Below are 20930 nucleotides of genomic sequence, written 5' to 3' on the forward strand. Positions count from 1 at the left end.
AGACAAGTAAGCATTTAGACTTTCCTTAGTTGATAGGAGGATGCAGGTTGATTTCGCAAATCAAACCCGTAGTTGAATCGCTTCTTCAGCCTTTCCTGGATGAGAACGGATTTGAGCTGGTAGATGTAGAGTACGTAAAAGAAGGCAGCAACTGGTTTTTACGCGTATATGTGGATAAAGAAGGTGGCATCGACATCGACGATTGCGGCCGGATTAGCGAATATTTGAGTGATCGTCTGGATGAGAAAGATCCGATTCCTACCGCTTATTTCTTGGAAGTCTCTTCTCCCGGAGCAGAGCGCCCCTTGAAAAAAACGCAGGACTACCATAAAGCTGTTGGTGAGCATGTATTCGTCACAACTTACGAACCGTTTGAAGGATTGAAAGAATTCGAAGGCTTACTCCAATCGTTTGACGAGGAAACCGTTGAGGTACAGGTTGGGAAGAAGACCTACCGTATTCCGTTTAACAAGGTCGCCAGCGCTAGGCTGGCCATTGTATTTTGATTATTGAGCTGATTTTATGAGAGGGGGAACTCCAATCAAATGAATATGGATTTTATTGAAGCATTGTCGGAGATAGAAAGAGAGAAAGGGATCGCGAAAGAAATATTGATCGATGCGATCGAGGCTGCTCTTATTTCCAGCTACAAACGGAATTTTAACACCGCACAAAATGTCCGTGTCGATATTAACCGCCACACCGGACTTATCAAAGTATACGCGCGCAAAACCGTTGTGGATGAAGTATTGGATCCGCGGCTGGAGATTTCCTTGTATGCGGCACGTGAAATGAACCAGAACTACCAGCTTGGCGACATTGTAGAAATCGAAGTAACACCGCGCGATTTCGGGCGTATTGCAGCTCAAACGGCTAAACAAGTCGTGACGCAGCGGATTCGTGAAGCAGAGCGCGGATTGATCTACAACGCTTTCGTCGATAAAGAAGAAGATATCGTTACAGGGATCGTTCAGCGTCAGGATTTGCGCAACATTTATATCGATTTGGGCAAAATCGAGGCTGCGCTGCCGCTTACCGAGCTGATGCCTACGGATAAATTCAAGCAAAGCGACAGGGTCAAGGCTTACATTACGAAGGTGGAGAATACGACCAAAGGTCCGCAAATTATTTTGTCTCGTACACACCCGGGGTTGTTGAAACGATTGTTCGAGCTCGAGGTGCCGGAAATTTTCGACGGTGTCGTTGAAATTCGCTCCGTCGCCAGAGAAGCCGGATTCCGTTCCAAAATCGCGGTTTATTCGCGTAATTCGGAAGTCGACCCTGTTGGTTCCTGTGTCGGTCCCAAAGGGATGCGCGTACAAACGATTGTCAATGAGCTGAAAGGCGAGAAAATTGATATCGTCCGTTGGGTTGAGCAGGTTGATGAATATGTAGCCAATGCACTTAGTCCTTCGAAAGTACTCGAAGTCAATGTATTTGAGGCAGAGAAGATGGCACGTGTCATTGTACCGGATTATCAGCTGTCACTCGCAATCGGTATCAAAGGTCAGAATGCAAGACTTGCTGCAAAACTGACGGGCTGGAAAATCGACATCAAAAGCGAGACGCAAGCCGAGCAGGAATATGGAAGACCAAAAACATATACCGAGGAAATGCATCAGGATTCCGTCAGCATCGACTGATTCAGTATCGGGACAGGTAGAGGGTGATTACGGATGAAGCAAAGAAAAATTCCTCTTCGCAAATGTGTGGCATGCCAACAAATGATGCCAAAGAAAGAATTGATCCGCGTTGTCAAAACGCCTGCGGATGAAATGCTGATAGACCTGACCGGTAAAAAAGCAGGGCGCGGAGCTTATTTATGCGGCAAGCTTTCCTGCTTTAAACTGGCCAAGAAGAGCAGAGCATTGGATCGAGCTTTAAAACAGCCGGTAAGTCCGGAAATCTATGATGCTTTGGAGCAGGATTTCATTAAGGTAGAGGATGAATTTATTGCCGGCAAGGAAGCGGCGGTGGATGATGAAGAATAACTTTTTTAATAATCTGGGCATGGCCATGCGGGCCGGCAAAATTATTACAGGTGAAGAGTCTGTTATTGATGCTGTTCGCAAGGGTGAAGCCAAGCTCGTTATCGTGGCCGAAGATGCTTCAGATAATACAAGCAAAAAAGTCAAAGATAAATGCATTACCTATAGGGTTCCCCTACATCAGTACGGCAGTCGTGAGCAACTAGGAGCTAGTATCGGGAAAGAGACGCGGGTCGTGATCGCTGTAACCGATGCGGGTTTTACGAAAATGCTGAAAAAAAGTCTGGAAAATCGTACGGAGGTGGACAGTATTGAGTAAACAAGACAATAATAAAGACAAACTAAGAGTGTACGAATATGCCAAGTCTTTGAATATGAGCAGCAAGGAAATTATTACCATTTTAAAGAGACTGGGCATCCCGGTTAACAATCATATGAGCGTAATGGAGAACGATACTGTGGACAGTGTAGAAAAATTTTTTAAAGACGTGAAAGCAAACGCAGCAGCCAAACGTGATGGCGCGAGCGCATCGGTAAGCACAGCAAGTTCGACAAGTACAAGCTCGGCCCCTAAAGAAGGAAGCCAGTCGGCTGCAGCTCCTGCGCAGCAAGCACCGGTGAAGTCCGAAGCAAGACCACAGCAGCCTCAAGGGCAAGCTGCGGGTAGCACGACCAGACCAAGCGGCGCTCCGCAAGGACAGCAACGCTCCGGTTATCAAGGTCAAGGCGGCGGCAATCGCGGCCAGCAGGACAACCGCAGACCGCAAGGCCAAGGTGGCGGGCAAGGCGGAGGATATCAGCAGCGCAGCGGCCAGCAAGGCGGAGGCCAAGGACAGCAGCGTTCCGGCCAGCAGGGTAGTGGCGGGTACAACCAGAACCGCGGTCAACAAGGCGGCGCTCAAGGCGGGCAAAATCGCCCTAGCGGCGGATACAGCCAAGGCGGCGGGCAAGGGCAAGGAAACCGCAGCTTTAACAATAACGGCGCAAGCAATCGTCCTGCAGGTACGGGTGCGGGCAGCCGGCCTCAAGGCCAAGGCGGATACGGTGATCAGCGCAAACCGTTTGAGCAAAGAAATAATGGAAGCAATCAAGGTCAGGGCCAGTTCAACCGTTCCATCGGTGTGAATCCTCCGAAACCGAATGCTACGGCAGACTTGGAGCAGGATGACGCATCCAGAGGCAAGACAACGAAGAAAACGAAGCCGAACCAAAAACGTTTTGACGACAATAAAGTCAGCACGTCTAGGGGTCCTCAGAACAATAGAGGTGGCAATAACCGTCATCAGAAGGGCAGATTCCAGCAGGAGCCTGTGAAGAAAGAGAAAATTGACAATACGCCTAAGAAAATCATCGTTCGTGGAACAATGACCGTTGGCGAAATGGCGAAAGCCTTGCATAAAGATGCATCAGAGGTAATTAAAAAGCTTTTGTTCCTGGGTGTTATGGCTACCATCAACCAAGAGCTTGATCTTGATGCCATTCAATTGCTTGCTGGCGATTACAATGTCGAGGTTGAACTGAAAATTCCAGTTGAGGAAGATAAGTTCGAGCAATTTGAAGAGAAAGACGAAGAAGCGGATTTGGTGGAACGTCCTCCGGTTGTTACCATTATGGGTCACGTTGACCATGGTAAAACAACTTTGTTGGATGCCATCCGTAAAACAAGCGTTACCGAAGGTGAAGCGGGCGGTATTACGCAGCACATCGGTGCCTACCAAGTTGAAATTCATAATAAGAAAATTACGTTCCTGGATACACCGGGTCACGAAGCGTTTACATCGATGCGTGCCCGCGGAGCGCAGGTAACGGATATTACCATTATTGTTGTTGCAGCGGATGACGGCGTTATGCCGCAAACGGTTGAAGCCATCAGCCATGCGAAAGCGGCGAAGGTACCGATTATCGTTGCTGTCAATAAAGTGGATAAAGAGGGCGCTGACCCGGATAAAATCAAACAAGCATTGACAGAGTATGAATTGGTTCCGGAGGAGTGGGGCGGAGATACCATTTTCTGCAACATCTCTGCGAAACAACGCATCGGTCTCGAAAACTTGCTGGATATGATCCTTTTGGTTGCTGAAGTACAGGAGTTGAAGGCAAATCCTGACAAACGTGCCAGAGGTACGGTCATTGAGGCTGAGTTGGATAAAGGTAAAGGTCCGGTTGCTCGCGTCCTGATCCAGCATGGTACCTTGAAAATCGGCGATAGCTTTGTTGCAGGCGTACACTTTGGCCGCGTTCGCGCAATGGTGAACGATAAAGGCAAAAAGCTCAAAGAAGCGGGTCCGTCTACACCGGTGGAAATTACAGGCTTGACCGATGTTCCTCAAGCAGGCGATCCATTTATTTGCTTCGAGGACGAGCGCAAAGCGAGAGCTATTGCTGAGAAACGTACAGTGACATTGAAACAATCCGAAATGGGAGCTAATGTTCGTGTTACTCTAGACGATCTATACAAGCACATTAAAGACGGAGAGATCAAAGATCTTAACGTAATTATCAAAGGTGACGTACAAGGTTCCGTAGAAGCACTTCGCGGCTCTCTGGAAAAAATCGATATCGAAGGCGTTCGCGTCAAAATCCTGCATCATGGTGTAGGTGCGATTACCGAATCCGATGTTATCTTGGCGTCCGCTTCAAATGCGATTGTTATTGGCTTCAACGTACGTCCTGAACCGCAGGCCAAAAATACAGCGGAACAAGAAAAAGTCGATATTCGCTTGCACAGCATTATTTACAAAGTCATGGAAGAGATTGAACAGGCCATGAAAGGTATGCTGGATCCGATTTACAAGGAAAATGTGATCGGTCAGGCTGAAGTTCGTAACATTTTCAAAGTTTCCAAAATCGGGGTTATTGCCGGTTGCATGGTTATCTCCGGTAAAATCGCCCGTAATGCCCAAATGCGCTTGATCCGCAGCGGTATCGTGGTGTTCGAGGGCAATGTCGACTCACTCAAACGTTTCAAGGATGACGCTAAAGAAGTTGCCCAAGGCTACGAGTGCGGTATATCTCTTGATAAATTCAACGATATTAAAGAGGGCGATATTATTGAAGCCTTCGTAATGGAAACTGTTGAGAGGTGATTGGGCATGGCGCGTGTTCGCGTAGGTAGGGTAGGAGAACAAATCAAGAAAGAATTAAGCCAAATCATTCAGTCGGAGTTAAAAGACCCTCGGATCGGTTTTATTACGGTAACGGGTGTAGACGTAACGAATGACTTGTCTCAAGCCAAAATCTTCCTCAGTGTACTGGGTACGGATGAGCAAAAGGAAGAGACGCTTAAAGCGTTGGGCCGCGGAAGCGGCTTTATCCGCTCCGAGCTTGGCAAAAGAATCCGTCTGCGCAAAATTCCGGATCTAATTTTCAGGTTTGATGCGTCCATTGATTACGGCAGCCATATCGAAAAATTGCTTACCCAATTAAACGGGGAGAATGCCCAATCATGAGTGGAGCGTACTCCTTACCGGAAGCTTATTCAATTCAGCTGCAAGAGGCGGCCCGTTTTATTCAAGAAAATGATGACTTTCTTGTGGTATCCCACATCCAACCGGATGGGGATGCCGCGGGCTCCACTTTTGCAATGGCTTGGATGTTAACGGCTCTGGGCAAGCGGTTTACTTTGATCAACGAAGGATCCATCCCGGATAAGTTCAAATATATGGCGGCTGGGCAGCACAAGGTTATAAATTTAGAATCCGATGCGGTTACAGAGCAGTTCAGTCACGTGATTTCACTTGATTGTGCAGATTATTCCCGCATGGGGAAGGTTCATCAGGGTTTCTCAGAGCAAGTAACTATGCTCAATATTGACCACCATGCAACGAATGATTTGTTTGGCACTACCAATGTCGTGAATGCCAGTGCGGCAGCGACAGTGGAGATTTTATATGATCTATCCCTGGAACTGGGGATTGTCTTTTCGCATGAACTGAATGTATGTATATATTCCGGACTTTTAACGGATACCGGCGGATTTCGTTATGCAAACACGACACCTAAGGTCATGCAGATTGCTGCCGACATGCTTCAGCGAGGGGTCAAGGGACATGAGCTTGCCGAGCATTTACTGGAGAAGCTGACTTACCCTCAGATTACTCTGCTTCAACGCACTTTACAGTCCTTAAGCTTTGCACACAATAAACAGGTGGGCTGGCTGGCCGTAACATTAGATGATCTGGCGGAAAGCGGGGCTTCAGGCGAGGATTTGGATGGTTTGGTGAACTATCCTCGTAATGTGGAAGGCGTCGAGGTCGGTCTTCTTTTTAAAGAGCGGGCAGGTATTGTGAAGGTGAGTCTTCGTTCTGCGGGCCGAGTGGATGTGGCACAGGTGGCTAAGACGTTTGGCGGCGGTGGGCATGTTCGCGCGGCTGGTTGTGCAATTAACGGAACATTACAAGAAGCGATTGAACGGGTCGTGAAGGAAGTAGGGAAGGCATTCGTATGACCAAGGAATCCCTTGAAGGTATTTTGCCTGTTTGGAAGCCTCAGGGCTTCACTTCGCATGATGTTGTAGCTAAAGTGAGACGTATTCTCAAAATCAAACGGATAGGCCATACCGGGACTTTGGATCCGCAAGTTACAGGTGTACTCCCGCTTTGTATCGGAAGAGCAACCCGCCTTGTCGAGTACATTCAAGAGCTGCCGAAGGAATACGAAGCAACGCTCAAAATCGGCTTTGCTACCGATACGGAGGATGCCGGCGGACAAGTGATCGAACGGACTGAGAAGCAGGTAGAACTGACTGAAGAACAAGTGCGTTCTACAGTCCTTTCTTTTGTCGGAGAAATTCAGCAGGTGCCTCCCATGTATTCCGCGGTCAAAGTTGACGGTAAACGGCTATACGAGCTGGCACGTCAAGGGCTGGAAGTCGAACGTAAATCCCGGACCGTCACCATTCACGGTATTCAAATTTTGCAAATGGATTTGGATCAGGAATATCCAGAGGTTCGCTTTAGAGTTCAGTGCTCCAAAGGTACTTATATTCGTACGCTATGTGTAGATATAGGGAAAGCACTGGGGTATCCTGCGGTCATGTCGGAGCTCGTTCGTACCTCAACGGGAAGTATTCGGCCGGAGCAATGTTTGACCTTGGAACAGATCGAGCAGCTGCAGCAGCAGGGGATGTTGGCGGACAAGCTCATTCCTGGGGAACAGGCAATAGCCCACATGCCTTCCGTACATTTGAATGAAATGCAAACGAAGAAAGCTTTCTTGGGACAGAAGCTCATAGTGCAGCCTCCCGCTGAGCAAAGACGTGATGATGCGGATGAATCTGGTTCTAAGCTATATGCCGCATATGGATCGGATTCGCGTTTTATTGGTATTTTCGAATGGAACCTAGTGAATGGCGAGCTTCTTCCTGTTAAAGTATTTTCCTAATGTGTTGAAAAGTCTGGTTGAATGCTTCGTTTCATATAGAATTGTAGGTGACGGTGGAATTCATGCAATCGTTAAAGTTATCATATCCTATAACCGCTTCCGATACGCAGGCGGTAATGAAGCCTCAAGTTTTGGCCATTGGGGATTTTGACGGCGTACATCTGGGTCATCAGGAAGTGATTAAACGAGCCATGCAGGATGCGCAGCGATTGAACATACCTGCCTCGATTATGACGTTTCATCCGCATCCCAGAGAGGTGCTCGGTCAACAGAAGTATACTTCTCTTCTAACCCCTGTGGAACAAAAACAACGATTGTTGGAGCACTTGGGTGTAGACCGAATGTATACCGTTTCGTTTGATGCCGAATTGATGAAAGTAACACCTGAAGATTTCGTTGAAAACATGCTCATTCCTATGAAGGTGGATACGGTTATCGTCGGTTTTGACTTTACCTTCGGGTATTTGGGTGCCGGAACACCGGATACCTTATGTGAGCTCGCGCATGGCCGGTTCGCGGTCGAGGTGATTCGTCCGTTTCAACGGAATGGGTGCAAGGTGAGCAGTACACTCGTGAGGGAGCATTTGCTTACTGGACAGCTGGAGGAAGCCAACGCTTTGCTTGGACGTCCCTACTCTGTTAATGGAACGGTCGTAACAGGCGACGGAAGAGGGAAAACGATCGGTTTTCCGACGGCCAACCTTGACCTGCTAGAGCCCTTTGTTACACCAGCCCTCGGGGTATATGCGGTACGAGCCTCTTTTGAGGGGCAAGTGTTTAACGGTGTCATGAATCTCGGAAAAAAGCCGACGTTTGTTGAAAATTTGGAGAAGCCGACATTAGAAGTACATTTGTTCGACTTCTCACAAAATATTTATGGCAAGGAATTGTCTATCGAGTTTGTTTCTTATCTTCGTCCTGAACGAAAATTTGGCTCCGTCAGCGAGCTGATCGCTCAAATTCACCGGGATGCGGATCAGGCAAAAACTTTATTGACGAATCTCTCCAAATAATTTGATTGATGTATTTTACTTTTATACCTGAACTATGCTATACTGAATTTCGTTGTTGATCGCATGATCCAACAGAAGAACCTTGGCATGGAGAATCGACTACTCCGGCGCTCTCTGGGCCAATGGGGATATACAATTAATGGAGGTAGATTAATCATGGCATTGACACAAGAACGTAAACAAGAACTGATCCAAACTCACAAAACTCACGAATCCGACACAGGGTCTCCTGAGGTGCAAATTGCAATCCTTACTGAGAACATCGTGAACTTGACTGGCCATTTGAAAACGCACAAGAAGGATCACCATTCCCGTCGTGGTCTTTTGAAAATGGTAGGTCAACGTCGTAAGCTGTTGACGTACTTGAAAAACAAAGACGTTAAACGCTACAGCGCTTTGATCGAAAAGCTAGGCCTTCGTCGCTAATACGATTGACTACGAAAGCAACCATCGTTGTCTGCTGTTCAGCCCGCTTTGGGCTTGGACGGCAGGCACGCGGTTGCTTTTTCGCATGTTTTATGTCAGGATGCTCCATAACTGTTCCATGTTTTTGATCGAAGTGAAACGAAATTTCGGGATAAAGCTTCACTTTTGAGTAAGCAAGATGAGATTTATTTCGAAAAAGAAGGAAATACTAGGCAGTATGCAGAAATGATAGTCGATGAAACAAGTCAGAAATAGCAATAGATCGTTGCTTAGGAGGATTTTATGGAAAAAAAAGTTCAAATGGATTTGGGCGGACGTCCGTTCATTCTTGAAACCGGCCGTTTGGCCAAGCAAGCTAATGCTGCAGTTACTGCAAGATACGGGGATACCGTTGTTTTATGTACGGTTACTGCTTCTTCAGAACCAAAGGATCTCGATTTTTTCCCTTTGACAGTGAACTATGAAGAACGTTTGTACTCCGTAGGTAAAATTCCTGGAGGATTTATTAAAAGAGAAGGCCGTCCAAGTGAAAAAGCCATTTTGGCCAGCCGGTTGACGGATCGTCCGATTCGCCCATTGTTTCCGGAAGGATTTCGGAACGATGTGCAGATCGTAGCTATTGTGATGAGTGTGGATCAGGAATGTTCGCCTGAAATCGCTGCGATGATCGGTGTTTCGGCTGCATTAAGCATCTCGGATGTGCCTTTTAACGGTCCGGTGGGCGGTGTCATTGTTGGACGTGTTGACGGTCAATTCGTCATTAATCCGACATTGGCGCAAGCGGAGAAAAGCGATCTTCACCTTGTAGTCGCAGGAACGAAAGATGCGATTATGATGGTTGAAGCAGGTGCGGATGAAGTTCCGGAGGAAGTTATGCTCGAAGCAATCATGTTCGGTCATGACGAGATCCGCAAGATCGTCGCGATTCAGGAACAGTTGGTTCAAGAAGCCGGCAAGCCGAAGATGGAAGTTAAATTACATACGGTGGATGCAGGTGTGAACAGCGAAGTCAGAGCCTATGCTCAAGCAAGACTGGTCGAAGCAGTCAAAATCGCTGAGAAGCATGCCAGACAAGAAGCTATTGATGCTATCAATGCGGAAAGCGTCGATCATTTTAAAGAAGCGTATGCGGACGAGCCTGAGAAATTGGCAGACGTGAAAGAAACGCTGTATGATATTGTGAAGGAAGAAGTACGTCGTTTAATTACACATGACAAAGTTAGACCGGATGGTCGTGGATTGGATGAAATCCGTCCGATCGAGTGCGATATCAACCTGCTGCCGCGCACGCATGGTTCTGGCCTATTTACACGTGGACAAACTCAAGCGCTGAGCATATGTACGCTAGGTGCGTTGGGAGATGTGCAAATTTTGGACGGGCTCGATTTGGAAGAAACCAAACGGTTCATGCACCACTACAACTTCCCGCCTTTCAGCGTTGGGGAAGCAAGACCGCTCCGTCCTCCGGGCCGCCGCGAGATTGGACACGGTGCATTGGGTGAACGCGCATTGGAGCCGGTTATTCCTTCGGAAACCGATTTCCCATACACGATTCGTCTTGTGTCAGAAGTACTGGAATCGAACGGTTCGACCTCTCAAGCAAGTATTTGCGCAAGCACTCTAGCGATGATGGATGCGGGTGTGCCGATTAAAGCGCCGGTTGCCGGTGTTGCGATGGGCTTGATCAAGGACGGAGAGCATTTCTCCATTTTGACGGACATTCAAGGGATGGAAGACCATCTGGGAGATATGGACTTTAAAGTTGCCGGAACAGCTGCTGGCGTAACCGCACTCCAAATGGACATTAAGATTGATGGAATCAATCGGGATATTTTGACCCAAGCATTGGAGCAAGCCAAGAAAGGTCGCATGCACATTCTGGGTAAAATGCTGGAGCGGATCCAAGAGCCAAAAACACAGCTTTCAGAATATGCTCCGAAAATTATCACAATGCACATCAACCCGGATAAAATCCGTGACGTTATCGGTGCAGGCGGTAAAATCATTAACAAAATCATTGAAGAAACCGGCGTAAAAATCGACATCGAGCAGGATGGCCGCGTATTTATCGCTTCCTCCAACCAGGCGATGAACGAGAAGGCGCGCCAAATAATCGAAGGCATTGTGAAAGAGGTTGTCGTCGGTGAAACGTACTTGGGTACAGTGAAGCGCGTTGAGAAGTTCGGTGCCTTCGTGGAAATTTTGCCGGGTAAAGAAGGATTAGTCCATATTTCCCAGCTTTCCACAGAACGTGTAGCGAAAACGGAAGATGTGGTAGCTGTAGGCGATACGATCACGGTTAAGGTGACGGAGATTGATCAACAGGGTCGCGTAAATCTTTCCCGCAAAGCCGTCCTCACAGCTCAAGTACCAGCTCAATCCTAATCCAAACAAAATTGAATAGACATAAACGACAAAGAGCCAGATCCATCTGTCTCTTTTTGTTTTGGTCTAAACCTGACCGCGGGCGCATATGTATGGGACAAACAATCTAACGACAGGAGCAGCGGCATGAAACGTGTTCAGGTGTTAGTTATGAGCGGTTTGTTTGTTACCCTGCTGGCAGGTTTACAGTATTCGGAGAACTCAAGAGCCTTTGTTCAATATGCCAGGCAGCAAGTGAATGTATCAGCTGCTGGAGGGAAATCTTTGTACGAGGCGACCTCATCGAGGTTGGGATGGAATCAGGATCGGACGGGGCTTTTGGAACAAATTAAAGAGGAAGCGGCAAAGAAAAAAATCGAGCCGATCAACGCTCGTATAGACAGGGTCTGGAAAGCCATTCCGGGATATAATGGACTCGAGGTAGATATCGAGAAGTCGCTTGCTTTAACGCAAGAGCTGCCATTTAGCAATAAGCCCAAATTGGTGATGCGCGAAGTTCCGCCTGCCATCGGATTGGACCAGCTGGGGGCAGTTCCTATTTACAAGGGGAATCCGAATAAGCCTATGGTTTCATTGATGATTAATGTAGCCTGGGGGAATGAATTTTTGCCCAAAATGCTGGAGGTGCTTGAAAAAGAGCAGGTACATGCTACCTTCTTTTTTGACGGGTCTTGGTTAAAGAAAAATATTCCGACGGCACAGTTGATCAAAGAAAAAGGGCACGAGCTCTCAAACCATGCATATTCCCATAAAAATATGAGTGAGCTTTCCCGGTCTCAGGCAACAGCAGAAATTAGCAAAACGCAGCAGCTGCTGGAGAAGGAATTAGGTGTCCAGAATACGTTGTTTGCTCCTCCGTCCGGTGATTTTAATCAATCCACTGTAGATATTGCCCACGAGCTGAAGCTTCGAACGGTGCTTTGGACTTTGGATACGGTAGATTGGACCAAACCGGAGCCTTCATCCATTGTCCGGAAAATTTCGGCCAGGGTTGAGCCGGGCTCCTTAATTCTAATGCATCCGACATCTTCTTCGAGCATAGCATTAGAACAGATGATTCAGGTCATTAAGAGGAAGGGTCTTCAATTAGGCACAGTAAGTGAGCTAATTTCAACCAAACGGATCCCCGAAGTTGAGTCTACCGTTCAATAATGGTAAGATCAGAGACGTACATACCGAGATTTACAAGGAGGCTCCATTCATTGAATAAATACACATTGAGCAATGGGCTGCGGGTAATTGTGGAACCTATTCCAACGTGCAGATCCGTGTCATTCGGGATTTGGGTCAAAACAGGCTCACGTAACGAAACAATACATAATAACGGGATTTCTCATTTTATCGAACACATGCTCTTTAAAGGAACGGAGAAATATACGGCCAAAGATATTGCTGAACAATTCGACGGCATTGGAGGGAATGTGAACGCATTTACTTCCAAAGAGTATACATGTTACTATGCGAAGGTGTTGGATGAGCATCTGCCGATAGCGGTGGAAGTTCTGTCAGATATGTTTTTCCGCTCGGCATTTGATCCTACGGAGCTGGAGAAGGAGAAAAATGTCATTTTCGAAGAAATTTCGATGTATGAAGATACTCCTGACGATATGGTTCACGATCTCATAGCCAAAGCCGCATTTGAGGAGCATTCTTTAGGATATACCATTATCGGAACTGAACAAAACCTGACAGCGATGAACTCCGATACTTTACGCCAGTATATGAAAGAGCAATATTCTATTGATCGTACGGTCATTGCCATTGCGGGAAATGTGGATGATAGTGTAATCAGTCTGATTGAGCAGCATTTCGGTGAGTTTCAAAATGAAGGTGCCGAGCAGCAAATCAACCCGCCGGGATTCGCAGGGAATTTAATTTTCCATGAGAAGAAAACGGAACAAAATCATATCTGTATTTCCCTTCCCGGACTATCGGCCAAGGATGATCAACTTTATGCAATGGTGCTGCTGAATAATGCGGTCGGTGGGGGAATGAGTTCCCGTCTATTCCAAGAAATCCGGGAAAAACGCGGCATGGCCTATTCGGTCTATTCTTATCATACTTCCTACCAGGATGGGGGCATGTTTACCATTTATACCGGAACGGCACCGAAGCAAACTGCGGATGTGTTGAAGGTGACGATGGAGCTGCTTAGTGAAGTAAAAGATAAAGGATTGACCCCATCCGAGCTGAAAAAAGGCAAGGAGCAGATGAAGGGGAGCTTAATCCTCAGTCTGGAAAGCACAAGCAGCCGGATGAACCGTCTAGGTAAAAATGAACTGATGCTTGGGAAGCATTACAGTATGGACGAAATTATTCAACGGATAGAGAGCGTGGAGATGGAGCATGTTCAAAAGCTTGCTCAGCAAATGCTCTCGACGCCGTTTGCTCTCTCGATGGTAGGGCAAAAGCAAAATGTGATTGATGGCTTCAGGAGGGATCAGCTTGTATAACGTACAAATCAAGCGGTTGGCTGGACACGATGACGTGCAGCTTCCGCAAAAAATGTCCGCTTGGGCGAGTGGCTACGATCTTTATGCAGCCGTCCAAGAACCAGTTACTTTACAGCCCGGAGAAAGAGCGCTGATTCCAACCGGTTTTTCGTTAGCTATGCCGCCGGAGCTTGAGGCACAGATTCGTCCTCGAAGCGGGTTGGCATTGAAGCATGGGATTACTGCCCTAAATTCACCCGGAACGATCGACGCCGATTACCGGGGAGAGGTGAAGGTGCTTTTAATTAATCATGGTACCGAACCGTTTACCATTGAGCGTAATGAGCGTATTGCTCAGATGGTATTTCAAATCGTACCTCAGGTTGAATTGCTGCATGTCGAACAACTGAGTGATACAGAGCGCGGCGCTGGCGGCTTTGGGCATACAGGAACCAAATAATTGCAGTATGGAAACACCTTCGTGATCGAAGGTGTTTTTTTGTATGCACATGAAAGGCTGCGCCTTTCTTTTATAGTCAAGTAACCCATTAATGGGCGGCGGCATAAGATGATTTATCAATAGCGATTTAGAAAGAGGTGAGAATGAATGCTTACAGGAATTCAAGTGGCTCTGATCGGTGGTGACGCTCGCCAACTTGAAGTCATTCATAAATGCTCTGAATTGGATGCTACAATCGTGTTGATCGGATTTGATAATCTGCAAAATCAATATTCCGGCATCACGAAAGCGGAACTTAGCCCTGAAACCCTTGAGGCGACGGATGCAATCATTTTACCTGCTGTAGGTACGGATGATCATGGTCATGTGGAAAGTATCTTCTCTTCAGCGGAGCTGGTACTCAAAGAAGAACATATTAAAGCTCTGCCTAAACATGCCAAAGTATTTACAGGAATGGCTAAACCATACTTAAGGAAGCTGTGCGCCCAAGCGTCTATAGCATTGGTTGAATTATTCGACAGGGATGATGTAGCCATTTATAACTCCATCCCGACAGCTGAAGGTGCTCTGATGATGGCCATACAGAATACTGATTTTACCATTCACGGATCCCAGTCGATGGTGCTTGGCTTCGGAAGAACGGGAATTACAGTTGCGAGATCGCTTCAAGGCTTAGGTGCTAAAGTGAAGGTGGGCGTGAATAAACCGGAGTATTTTGCCAGGGCATGGGAGATGGGATTTACTCCTTTCTATACAAAGGATCTGTATGCTGAGGTGGCGAATATTGACTTGCTTTTTAACACAATTCCGTCTATGATAGTCACAGCGCAAATTATTGCCAATATTCCACATCGTGCAGTGATCATTGACTTGGCCTCCAAGCCGGGCGGAACGGATTTTCGTTTTGCTGAGAAGCGGGGGATTAAAGCTATGCTCGCTCCCGGTCTTCCAGGTATTGTTGCACCGAAAACAGCGGGCCGCATCATTGCCGACACCTTAAGCCGAATTATTCTTGAGGATGCAAGTCAGAGGAGGAATGTGGAATGAATTGGCAGGGGAAAACCGTAGGATTTGCGCTGACAGGATCACATTGTACGTTTGAAGAGGTTATGCCACAGATTCAACGGTTTGTGGATGCAGGGGCCCGGGTGGTTCCTATTGTTTCGTATACGATACTAACAACCGATACGCGGTTTGGAACATCGGAGAATTGGCAAAAACAGTTGAAAGAGATCACAGGGAATGATATTATTGCTTCAATTGTTGATGCGGAGCCGCTAGGTCCGTCCAAATTGCTGGATGTGCTTGTGATTGCCCCTTGTACCGGCAATACAACGAGCAAGCTGGCTAATGCGATGACGGAAAGCCCTGTTTTGATGGCTGCCAAAGCCCAAATGCGAAATCATCGTCCGCTTGTTTTAGCTATTTCGACCAACGATGGTCTTGGTTTGAATGCTATGAATATTAGTAAACTCCTTATTACAAAAAACATATATTTTGTACCGTTCGGCCAGGATGCACCAACTGCGAAACCAAATTCTTTAGTGGCCCGTATGGATTTAATTATGGAGACTTGCGAATCCGCTCTGGAAGGTAAGCAATTACAGCCTATGGTAATAGAACGGTTCAATTATTAATATCTATTTGCATAGGGGAGAAACAACAGATGTCGAACCAAAAGTTATTTCACGTGGCAGTAGTTGGAGCAACAGGTGCCGTGGGTGAGCAAATTATCCGTTTGCTTGAGACACGCGATTTCCCCATTGAGAAGCTTACGTTACTTTCTTCCGAGCGTTCCGCCGGAACAAAGCTTACATTTAAAGGTAACGACATAACGGTAAAAGCAGCAACCCCAGACAGCTTCAAAGGTGTTGATATTGCTCTTTTCAGTGCAGGGGGCGGAGTCAGCTTGGAGTTGATTCCTCACGCAATCAGTCATGGCGCGGTGTGTATCGACAACACAAGTGCTTACCGTATGGACCCTGACACTCCGCTTGTCGTTCCTGAAGTAAACATTGATAGAATCAATGAGCATAAAGGTGTTATTGCTAACCCAAATTGTTCTACAATTCAGATGGTTGCTGCATTAAAGCCTTTGTATGATCGTTACGGCATCTCCCGTATCATTGTTTCTACTTATCAAGCCGTATCCGGCGCAGGATCACGGGCTATTGATGAGATGCTGCGTCAATCCAAAGAAATTTTGGCTGGCAATACAGTAGAACCACAAATTTTGCCGGTTGGGGCGCTTCCTGTAAAGCACCAGATTGCATTTAATGCGATCCCTCAAATTGACAAATTCACGGAAAATGGATTCACCTATGAAGAAATGAAAATGATTAACGAAACCAAAAAGATTTTGGGTGACGACTCATTGGAGGTTACGGCGACTTGCGTTCGTATTCCAGTTGTGTACGGACACTCTGAATCGGTTTATGTTGAGATGAAACAAGATTTTGATCTGGAAGAAGTGAAGCAGCTTCTTGCAGATGCTCCTGGGATTGTACTGCAGGATAATCCTGCTGAACAGCAATATCCATTGGCAGCGGATGCGGCCGGCAAGCTGGAAACGTTCGTTGGCCGCGTTCGTCGTGACTTGAGCAATCCTCGCGGACTGAACATGTGGATCGTTTCCGACAATCTGCTTAAAGGCGCAGCTTGGAACGCGGTTCAAATCGCCGAATATATCGCCATCGAGCAGAAATAAGAAGGCAGGCTTCCGCTTGGAAGCCTAGCTTTTTGTTTCACCACAATAGAATTTATAAGTAGGTTTGCGTTACAGCAAAGCTTTTAGGGGGATTCCTCATGAATATTCTCGTTCAGAAATTCGGAGGCACGTCCCTTTCTACTGTCGAAGCCAGAGCACAAGTCATAGAACACATTCAAGATGCTTTAGCACTAAACTATAAGCTAGTCATCGTCGTATCGGCAATGGGGAGGAAAGGCGAGCCCTACGCAACAGACACGTTGCTTGACTGGATACGTAGTAACGGCAATCAGCTGCCGGCCAGAGAGAAAGACATGCTGTTATGCTGCGGTGAGCTGATCTCGGCAGCGACTTTATGCAGCCTGCTTCATGCCAGCGATATCCCAGCTGCGGTTCTTACGGGAGCGCAAGCAGGAATTGTCACGAATGAGGATTTTGGAAATGCGCAGATTGTTTCGATATCACCGGAACGTATTTTTGAGCTATTGGAACAAGAGAACGTTGTCATCGTAACGGGCTTCCAAGGTGAAACCAAGCGTCATGATTGGACCACATTAGGCAGAGGCGGCAGCGATACGACGGCGACTGCCCTTGGTGCGGCGTTAAAGGCTGAAATGGTCGATATTTTTACAGATGTCGAAGGGATTTTAACGGCTGACCCGCGAATTGTAAAAGATGCAAGAAGGCTTCCTGTCGTTTCTTATATGGAAATATGTAACATGGCCCACCATGGAGCCAAAGTCATTCACCCACGTGCTGTAGAAGTGGCAATGCATGCAAACATTCCGATACGGGTACGTTCCACCTTTAGTAAGGACCCGGGAACTTTAGTGACTCATCCCAGCGCTATATCGCATAGTGAGGATGTTATTCAAGACAGGTTTGTTACAGGTATAGCGAACTTTTCTGATATTACCCAGATTCATGTGGCTGCAGGGGATGGCGTGTACGATTTGCAGCTAAAAGTATTTAAATCAATGGCTCAGCATCACATCAGTGTTGATTTCATTAATGTGAATCCGTCAGGTGTCGTGTATACGGTATTCGATCACGAAGCGGAACGAGCCTTATCTATTTTAACGGAATTGGGCTATAAACCGGCGTATGTTTCACACTGTGCAAAAGTGTCTATTATCGGAGGCGGTATGAACGGCGTTCCCGGCATTATGGCACATATTGTCGAAGCATTGACGGAAGAAGATATAAATATTTTGCAGTCTGCGGACTCCAATACAACCATTTGGGTTCTCGTTAGGGGCACTGATATGGCCAATGCGGTTCGCGCTTTACACAAAAGATTTCAATTGCATCGATAATGAGAGTAGGAGGAGTTTGTCGTGGATTTCGGAAGATTAATTACAGCAATGGTTACACCTTTTGATGACCAACTCAAAATTGATTGGGATCGCGTAGGCAAGCTAATTGATTATTTGATTGAGGAGCAGGCAAGCGACAGCTTGGTCATCTGCGGAACCACAGGGGAGTCCCCGACACTGACGGAAGAAGAGAAGCTGCAGCTATTTGATTTCTCTGTCAAGTACGCCAAAGGCCGTGCCAAAATTATTGCAGGTACCGGCAGTAACGATACGGCTCACACCATTCATCTTTCGAAGGAAGCGGAGAAGCTTGGTGTTGATGGATTGCTGCTTGTTGCACCTTACTACAACCGCCCGTCACAGGAAGGGCTGTACCAGCATTTTAAAGCAGTTGCGGAATCGGTTAACACTCCGTGTATCTTGTACAACGTACCTGGAAGAACAGGCGTTAACATAAGTGTCGAGACCACAATAAGGTTATCTCAGCTTTCCAATGTTGTAGCCACCAAAGATTGCGCTGACCTGGATCAATTGACTCAGATTGCAGCAGGTGCTGCTCCGGGTTTTCTTGTATACAGCGGTGAAGACAGCATGACTTTACCGGCTTTGTCCATTGGCGCATACGGGATTGTAAGTGTGGCGAGTCATGTCATTGGAAAAGATATGAAATCTATGATAAACTATTATTTACAGGGACAGGTTCGTGAAGCAGTTCAACTGCATGCGAAGCTTCACCCTGTGTTTAAGGGATTGTTCGAGTGCCCGCATCGTGTTCCAAGCCCTGCCCCGGTTAAGTTTGCACTGAACCATCTTGGAGTGCAGGTAGGCGGCGTACGACTCCCGTTAATAGATGCAACCGAAGAAGAAGGACGATTCATTGCTTCCCTTTTTGAATGAGATGTCTCTTAAAAAATCGGTGTGTTTTTCAGCATCGGTTTTATTTTTTTAGGGCACAATACGTTCTAAATTAAGGCAACTTGTAATTGTAGTTTTTCATCATGTATAATGGTGGCAAGTGACTGGTGCGGTATTTTGGTTTGAAGCTCATACAAAAATTCGTCGTCAATTTTAAATAGGAGGTATTTTTCTTGTCTAAAAAAAATATAGATAAACTTTCGATTTTCGCTCTGGGCGGCGCGGGCGAAATCGGTAAAAATATGTACGTTGTTCAGTATGCTAATGATATCGTTGTGATCGATTGCGGGTTGAAGTTTCCAGAGGAGGACATGCTTGGAATCGATATTGTCATTCCAGATATCACGTATTTATCGGAAAATCGGGATAAGGTAAGAGGTATCATTATTACACACGGACATGAAGATCACATTGGTGGACTGCCATATGTGCTTAAGCATCTGAATGTTCCTGTATACGGTACCAAGCTTACACTTGGACTTATCGAAACCAAATTGAAAGAAGCTAATCTGCTTGGAGAAACCAAACGGATTGTAATTAACGCCGATTCGGAACTGAATCTCGGGGTAATTACAGCAACTTTTTTCAAGACGAACCACAGTATACCTGACTCTGTAGGCGTATGCTTACAGACACCCGAAGGTAACGTTGTTCATACAGGAGACTTTAAGTTCGATCAAACGCCCGTGAACGATCAGTATGCTGATTTGCACCGGATGGCTGAAATCGGAAGCAAGGGAGTTCTCGCGTTGCTATCTGATAGTACGAATGCGGAGCGTCCAGGGTACACAGGTTCGGAGAAAAGCGTCGGTGTACAGATTGAAGAAATTTTCCGCAGAGCGAAGCAACGTGTCATCATTGCGACATTTGCATCGAATATTCACCGGATCCAACAGGTCATTGATGCTGCAGAGGTGACTCGCAGGAAGCTCACGGTAATTGGACGCAGCATGGTTAATGTTGTTGGTATTGCACATGAGTTGGGCTACCTTCGTATCCCGGACGGTATGTTGATTGAGCCTGAGGAAGTAAACAAACTGGCTGCGGATCGCGTAGTTATTTTGTCCACAGGCAGTCAAGGCGAGCCGATGTCTGCGTTGACACGGATGGCTAGATCGACGCACCGCAAGGTGGATATTTTACCAGGGGATACGGTTATTATCGCGGCAACCCCAATTCCGGGTAACGAGCGCTATGTTGGTCGTACCGTTGACGAATTGATGAGAATAGGGGCCCATGTCATTTACGGTCCTGGCTCCATCACCGGAGTCCATGTATCAGGGCACGCCAGCCAAGAAGAGCTGAAACTGATGTTGAATATCATGAAACCGAAATATTTCATTCCGATTCACGGTGAATATCGTATGCAGCGTCAGCATGGTTTGCTGGCAGAGTCGGTTGGTATTGCCAAAGAAGATATTTTCATTATAGACAACGGCGATACAGTAGATATTCAAGATGGTGTTGCTCGTAAAGGCTCCAAAGTTACGGCAGGCAACATTCTGATTGACGGTTTAGGTGTAGGCGATGTAGGTAACATCGTGTTGCGTGACCGGAAGTTGCTGTCTCAGGACGGGATACTGGTTGTCGTAGTCACATTAAGCAAGCAGGATGGAACCATATTATCCGGACCTGATATTATATCAAGAGGCTTTGTTTATGTCCGTGAATCCGAAGGATTGCTGGATGAGGCAAACCGGATTGTTACCAATACGCTAAATCGCTTGATGAGTGAGAATGTAAATGAATGGGCATCGTTGAAAACCCATGTGAAAGACGCATTAGGACGATTTTTATATGAACAAACCAGAAGAAGACCTATGATTCTTCCAATTATTATGGAAGTATAGTTCGAAGCATTAGTCACTTGATCCCTTAGAATATACGCACCAAAGAAGCTTATTCG

20 protein-coding genes are annotated in these 20930 nt (G+C 46.6%); all 20 read left to right on the forward strand.

Going from position 1 to position 20930, the window contains the following annotated elements; genetic code table 11:
- The first annotated feature begins 47 nt into the window (after nt 1-47).
- The 20 genes from rimP (at nt 48) to CF651_RS19685 (ending at nt 20874) form a co-directional block, all read left to right on the forward strand.
- Nucleotides 48-506, forward strand: coding sequence for a ribosome maturation factor RimP (gene rimP / locus CF651_RS19590; RefSeq protein WP_094016563.1), 459 nt, complete (start codon nt 48-50; stop codon nt 504-506).
- Nucleotides 507-545: 39 nt separating this feature from the next.
- A complete protein-coding gene (gene nusA / locus CF651_RS19595; RefSeq protein ID WP_094016564.1) occupies nt 546-1643 on the forward strand; it encodes a transcription termination factor NusA in 1098 nt (365 codons plus the stop codon).
- A gap of 33 nt (nt 1644-1676) precedes the next feature.
- Entirely contained in the window at nt 1677-1991 is a 315-nt protein-coding gene (rnpM, locus tag CF651_RS19600) for an RNase P modulator RnpM (protein WP_094016565.1), read from the forward strand.
- Entirely contained in the window at nt 1978-2307 is a 330-nt protein-coding gene (locus CF651_RS19605) for a YlxQ family RNA-binding protein (RefSeq protein WP_094016566.1), read from the forward strand. Before rnpM ends, CF651_RS19605 begins: the two co-directional genes overlap by 14 nt.
- Nucleotides 2300-5074: a translation initiation factor IF-2 gene (gene infB / locus CF651_RS19610; protein WP_094016567.1), complete on the forward strand. Its 2775-nt coding sequence runs from the start codon at nt 2300-2302 to the stop codon at nt 5072-5074. Before CF651_RS19605 ends, infB begins: the two co-directional genes overlap by 8 nt.
- Nucleotides 5075-5080: 6 nt before the next feature.
- Complete coding sequence (gene rbfA / locus CF651_RS19615) at nt 5081-5437, forward strand: 30S ribosome-binding factor RbfA (protein WP_094016568.1); 357 nt, start codon at nt 5081-5083, stop codon at nt 5435-5437.
- Nucleotides 5434-6435 carry a DHH family phosphoesterase gene (locus CF651_RS19620; RefSeq protein WP_094016569.1) on the forward strand — a complete coding sequence of 334 codons (1002 nt, stop codon included), beginning with the start codon at nt 5434-5436 and terminating at the stop codon, nt 6433-6435. The genes rbfA and CF651_RS19620 overlap by 4 nt, the downstream gene beginning before the upstream one ends.
- On the forward strand, nt 6432-7370 hold the full coding sequence (gene truB, locus CF651_RS19625) for a tRNA pseudouridine(55) synthase TruB (protein ID WP_094016570.1): 939 nt from the start codon (nt 6432-6434) through the stop codon (nt 7368-7370). Before CF651_RS19620 ends, truB begins: the two co-directional genes overlap by 4 nt.
- A 62-nt stretch (nt 7371-7432) precedes the next feature.
- Nucleotides 7433-8383 carry a bifunctional riboflavin kinase/FAD synthetase gene (locus tag CF651_RS19630; protein ID WP_094016571.1) on the forward strand — a complete coding sequence of 317 codons (951 nt, stop codon included), beginning with the start codon at nt 7433-7435 and terminating at the stop codon, nt 8381-8383.
- 156 nt (nt 8384-8539) lie between these two features.
- The gene (gene rpsO / locus CF651_RS19635) at nt 8540-8809 is read left to right on the forward strand and encodes a 30S ribosomal protein S15 (protein WP_028550472.1); all 270 of its coding nucleotides are present in this window, start codon (nt 8540-8542) and stop codon (nt 8807-8809) included.
- A gap of 282 nt (nt 8810-9091) precedes the next feature.
- The gene (gene pnp / locus CF651_RS19640; protein WP_094016572.1) at nt 9092-11194 is read left to right on the forward strand and encodes a polyribonucleotide nucleotidyltransferase; all 2103 of its coding nucleotides are present in this window, start codon (nt 9092-9094) and stop codon (nt 11192-11194) included.
- Nucleotides 11195-11320: 126 nt separating this feature from the next.
- Entirely contained in the window at nt 11321-12346 is a 1026-nt protein-coding gene (locus CF651_RS19645; protein WP_094016573.1) for a polysaccharide deacetylase family protein, read from the forward strand.
- 50 nt (nt 12347-12396) lie between these two features.
- Complete coding sequence (locus tag CF651_RS19650; RefSeq protein WP_094016574.1) at nt 12397-13647, forward strand: M16 family metallopeptidase; 1251 nt, start codon at nt 12397-12399, stop codon at nt 13645-13647.
- Nucleotides 13619-14086, forward strand: coding sequence for a dUTP diphosphatase (dut, locus tag CF651_RS19655; protein ID WP_094016575.1), 468 nt, complete (start codon nt 13619-13621; stop codon nt 14084-14086). The genes CF651_RS19650 and dut overlap by 29 nt, the downstream gene beginning before the upstream one ends.
- A 147-nt stretch (nt 14087-14233) precedes the next feature.
- Nucleotides 14234-15133 carry a dipicolinate synthase subunit DpsA gene (gene dpsA, locus CF651_RS19660; protein ID WP_094016576.1) on the forward strand — a complete coding sequence of 300 codons (900 nt, stop codon included), beginning with the start codon at nt 14234-14236 and terminating at the stop codon, nt 15131-15133.
- On the forward strand, nt 15130-15723 hold the full coding sequence (locus CF651_RS19665) for a dipicolinate synthase subunit B (protein WP_094016577.1): 594 nt from the start codon (nt 15130-15132) through the stop codon (nt 15721-15723). The genes dpsA and CF651_RS19665 overlap by 4 nt, the downstream gene beginning before the upstream one ends.
- A gap of 29 nt (nt 15724-15752) precedes the next feature.
- On the forward strand, nt 15753-16793 hold the full coding sequence (locus tag CF651_RS19670) for an aspartate-semialdehyde dehydrogenase (RefSeq protein WP_094016578.1): 1041 nt from the start codon (nt 15753-15755) through the stop codon (nt 16791-16793).
- A 98-nt stretch (nt 16794-16891) separates the two neighbouring features.
- Entirely contained in the window at nt 16892-18109 is a 1218-nt protein-coding gene (gene dapG, locus CF651_RS19675; RefSeq protein WP_094016579.1) for an aspartate kinase, read from the forward strand.
- A gap of 21 nt (nt 18110-18130) precedes the next feature.
- A complete protein-coding gene (gene dapA / locus CF651_RS19680; protein WP_094016580.1) occupies nt 18131-19006 on the forward strand; it encodes a 4-hydroxy-tetrahydrodipicolinate synthase in 876 nt (291 codons plus the stop codon).
- A 191-nt stretch (nt 19007-19197) separates the two neighbouring features.
- Entirely contained in the window at nt 19198-20874 is a 1677-nt protein-coding gene (locus CF651_RS19685) for a ribonuclease J (RefSeq protein WP_094016581.1), read from the forward strand.
- Nucleotides 20875-20930 lie beyond the last annotated feature (56 nt).

It is taken from the genome of Paenibacillus rigui (assembly GCF_002234615.1).
Classification (GTDB): domain Bacteria; phylum Bacillota; class Bacilli; order Paenibacillales; family NBRC-103111; genus Paenibacillus_S; species Paenibacillus_S rigui.

Excerpts from the sequence above, each read along its gene's own strand:
- CF651_RS19630 (WP_094016571.1), top strand. The coding sequence starts at position 7,433 with ATGCAATCGTTAAAGTTATCATATCCTATAACCGCTTCCGATACGCAG.
- rnpM (WP_094016565.1), top strand. The coding sequence starts at position 1,677 with ATGAAGCAAAGAAAAATTCCTCTTCGCAAATGTGTGGCATGCCAACAA.
- rbfA (WP_094016568.1), top strand. The coding sequence starts at position 5,081 with ATGGCGCGTGTTCGCGTAGGTAGGGTAGGAGAACAAATCAAGAAAGAA.
- truB (WP_094016570.1), top strand. The coding sequence starts at position 6,432 with ATGACCAAGGAATCCCTTGAAGGTATTTTGCCTGTTTGGAAGCCTCAG.
- CF651_RS19605 (WP_094016566.1), top strand. The coding sequence starts at position 1,978 with ATGATGAAGAATAACTTTTTTAATAATCTGGGCATGGCCATGCGGGCC.
- CF651_RS19620 (WP_094016569.1), top strand. The coding sequence starts at position 5,434 with ATGAGTGGAGCGTACTCCTTACCGGAAGCTTATTCAATTCAGCTGCAA.
- CF651_RS19670 (WP_094016578.1), top strand. The coding sequence starts at position 15,753 with ATGTCGAACCAAAAGTTATTTCACGTGGCAGTAGTTGGAGCAACAGGT.
- pnp (WP_094016572.1), top strand. The coding sequence starts at position 9,092 with ATGGAAAAAAAAGTTCAAATGGATTTGGGCGGACGTCCGTTCATTCTT.
- dpsA (WP_094016576.1), top strand. The coding sequence starts at position 14,234 with ATGCTTACAGGAATTCAAGTGGCTCTGATCGGTGGTGACGCTCGCCAA.
- CF651_RS19665 (WP_094016577.1), top strand. The coding sequence starts at position 15,130 with ATGAATTGGCAGGGGAAAACCGTAGGATTTGCGCTGACAGGATCACAT.
- rpsO (WP_028550472.1), top strand. The coding sequence starts at position 8,540 with ATGGCATTGACACAAGAACGTAAACAAGAACTGATCCAAACTCACAAA.
- dut (WP_094016575.1), top strand. The coding sequence starts at position 13,619 with ATGGCTTCAGGAGGGATCAGCTTGTATAACGTACAAATCAAGCGGTTG.
- nusA (WP_094016564.1), top strand. The coding sequence starts at position 546 with ATGAATATGGATTTTATTGAAGCATTGTCGGAGATAGAAAGAGAGAAA.
- CF651_RS19645 (WP_094016573.1), top strand. The coding sequence starts at position 11,321 with ATGAAACGTGTTCAGGTGTTAGTTATGAGCGGTTTGTTTGTTACCCTG.
- dapG (WP_094016579.1), top strand. The coding sequence starts at position 16,892 with ATGAATATTCTCGTTCAGAAATTCGGAGGCACGTCCCTTTCTACTGTC.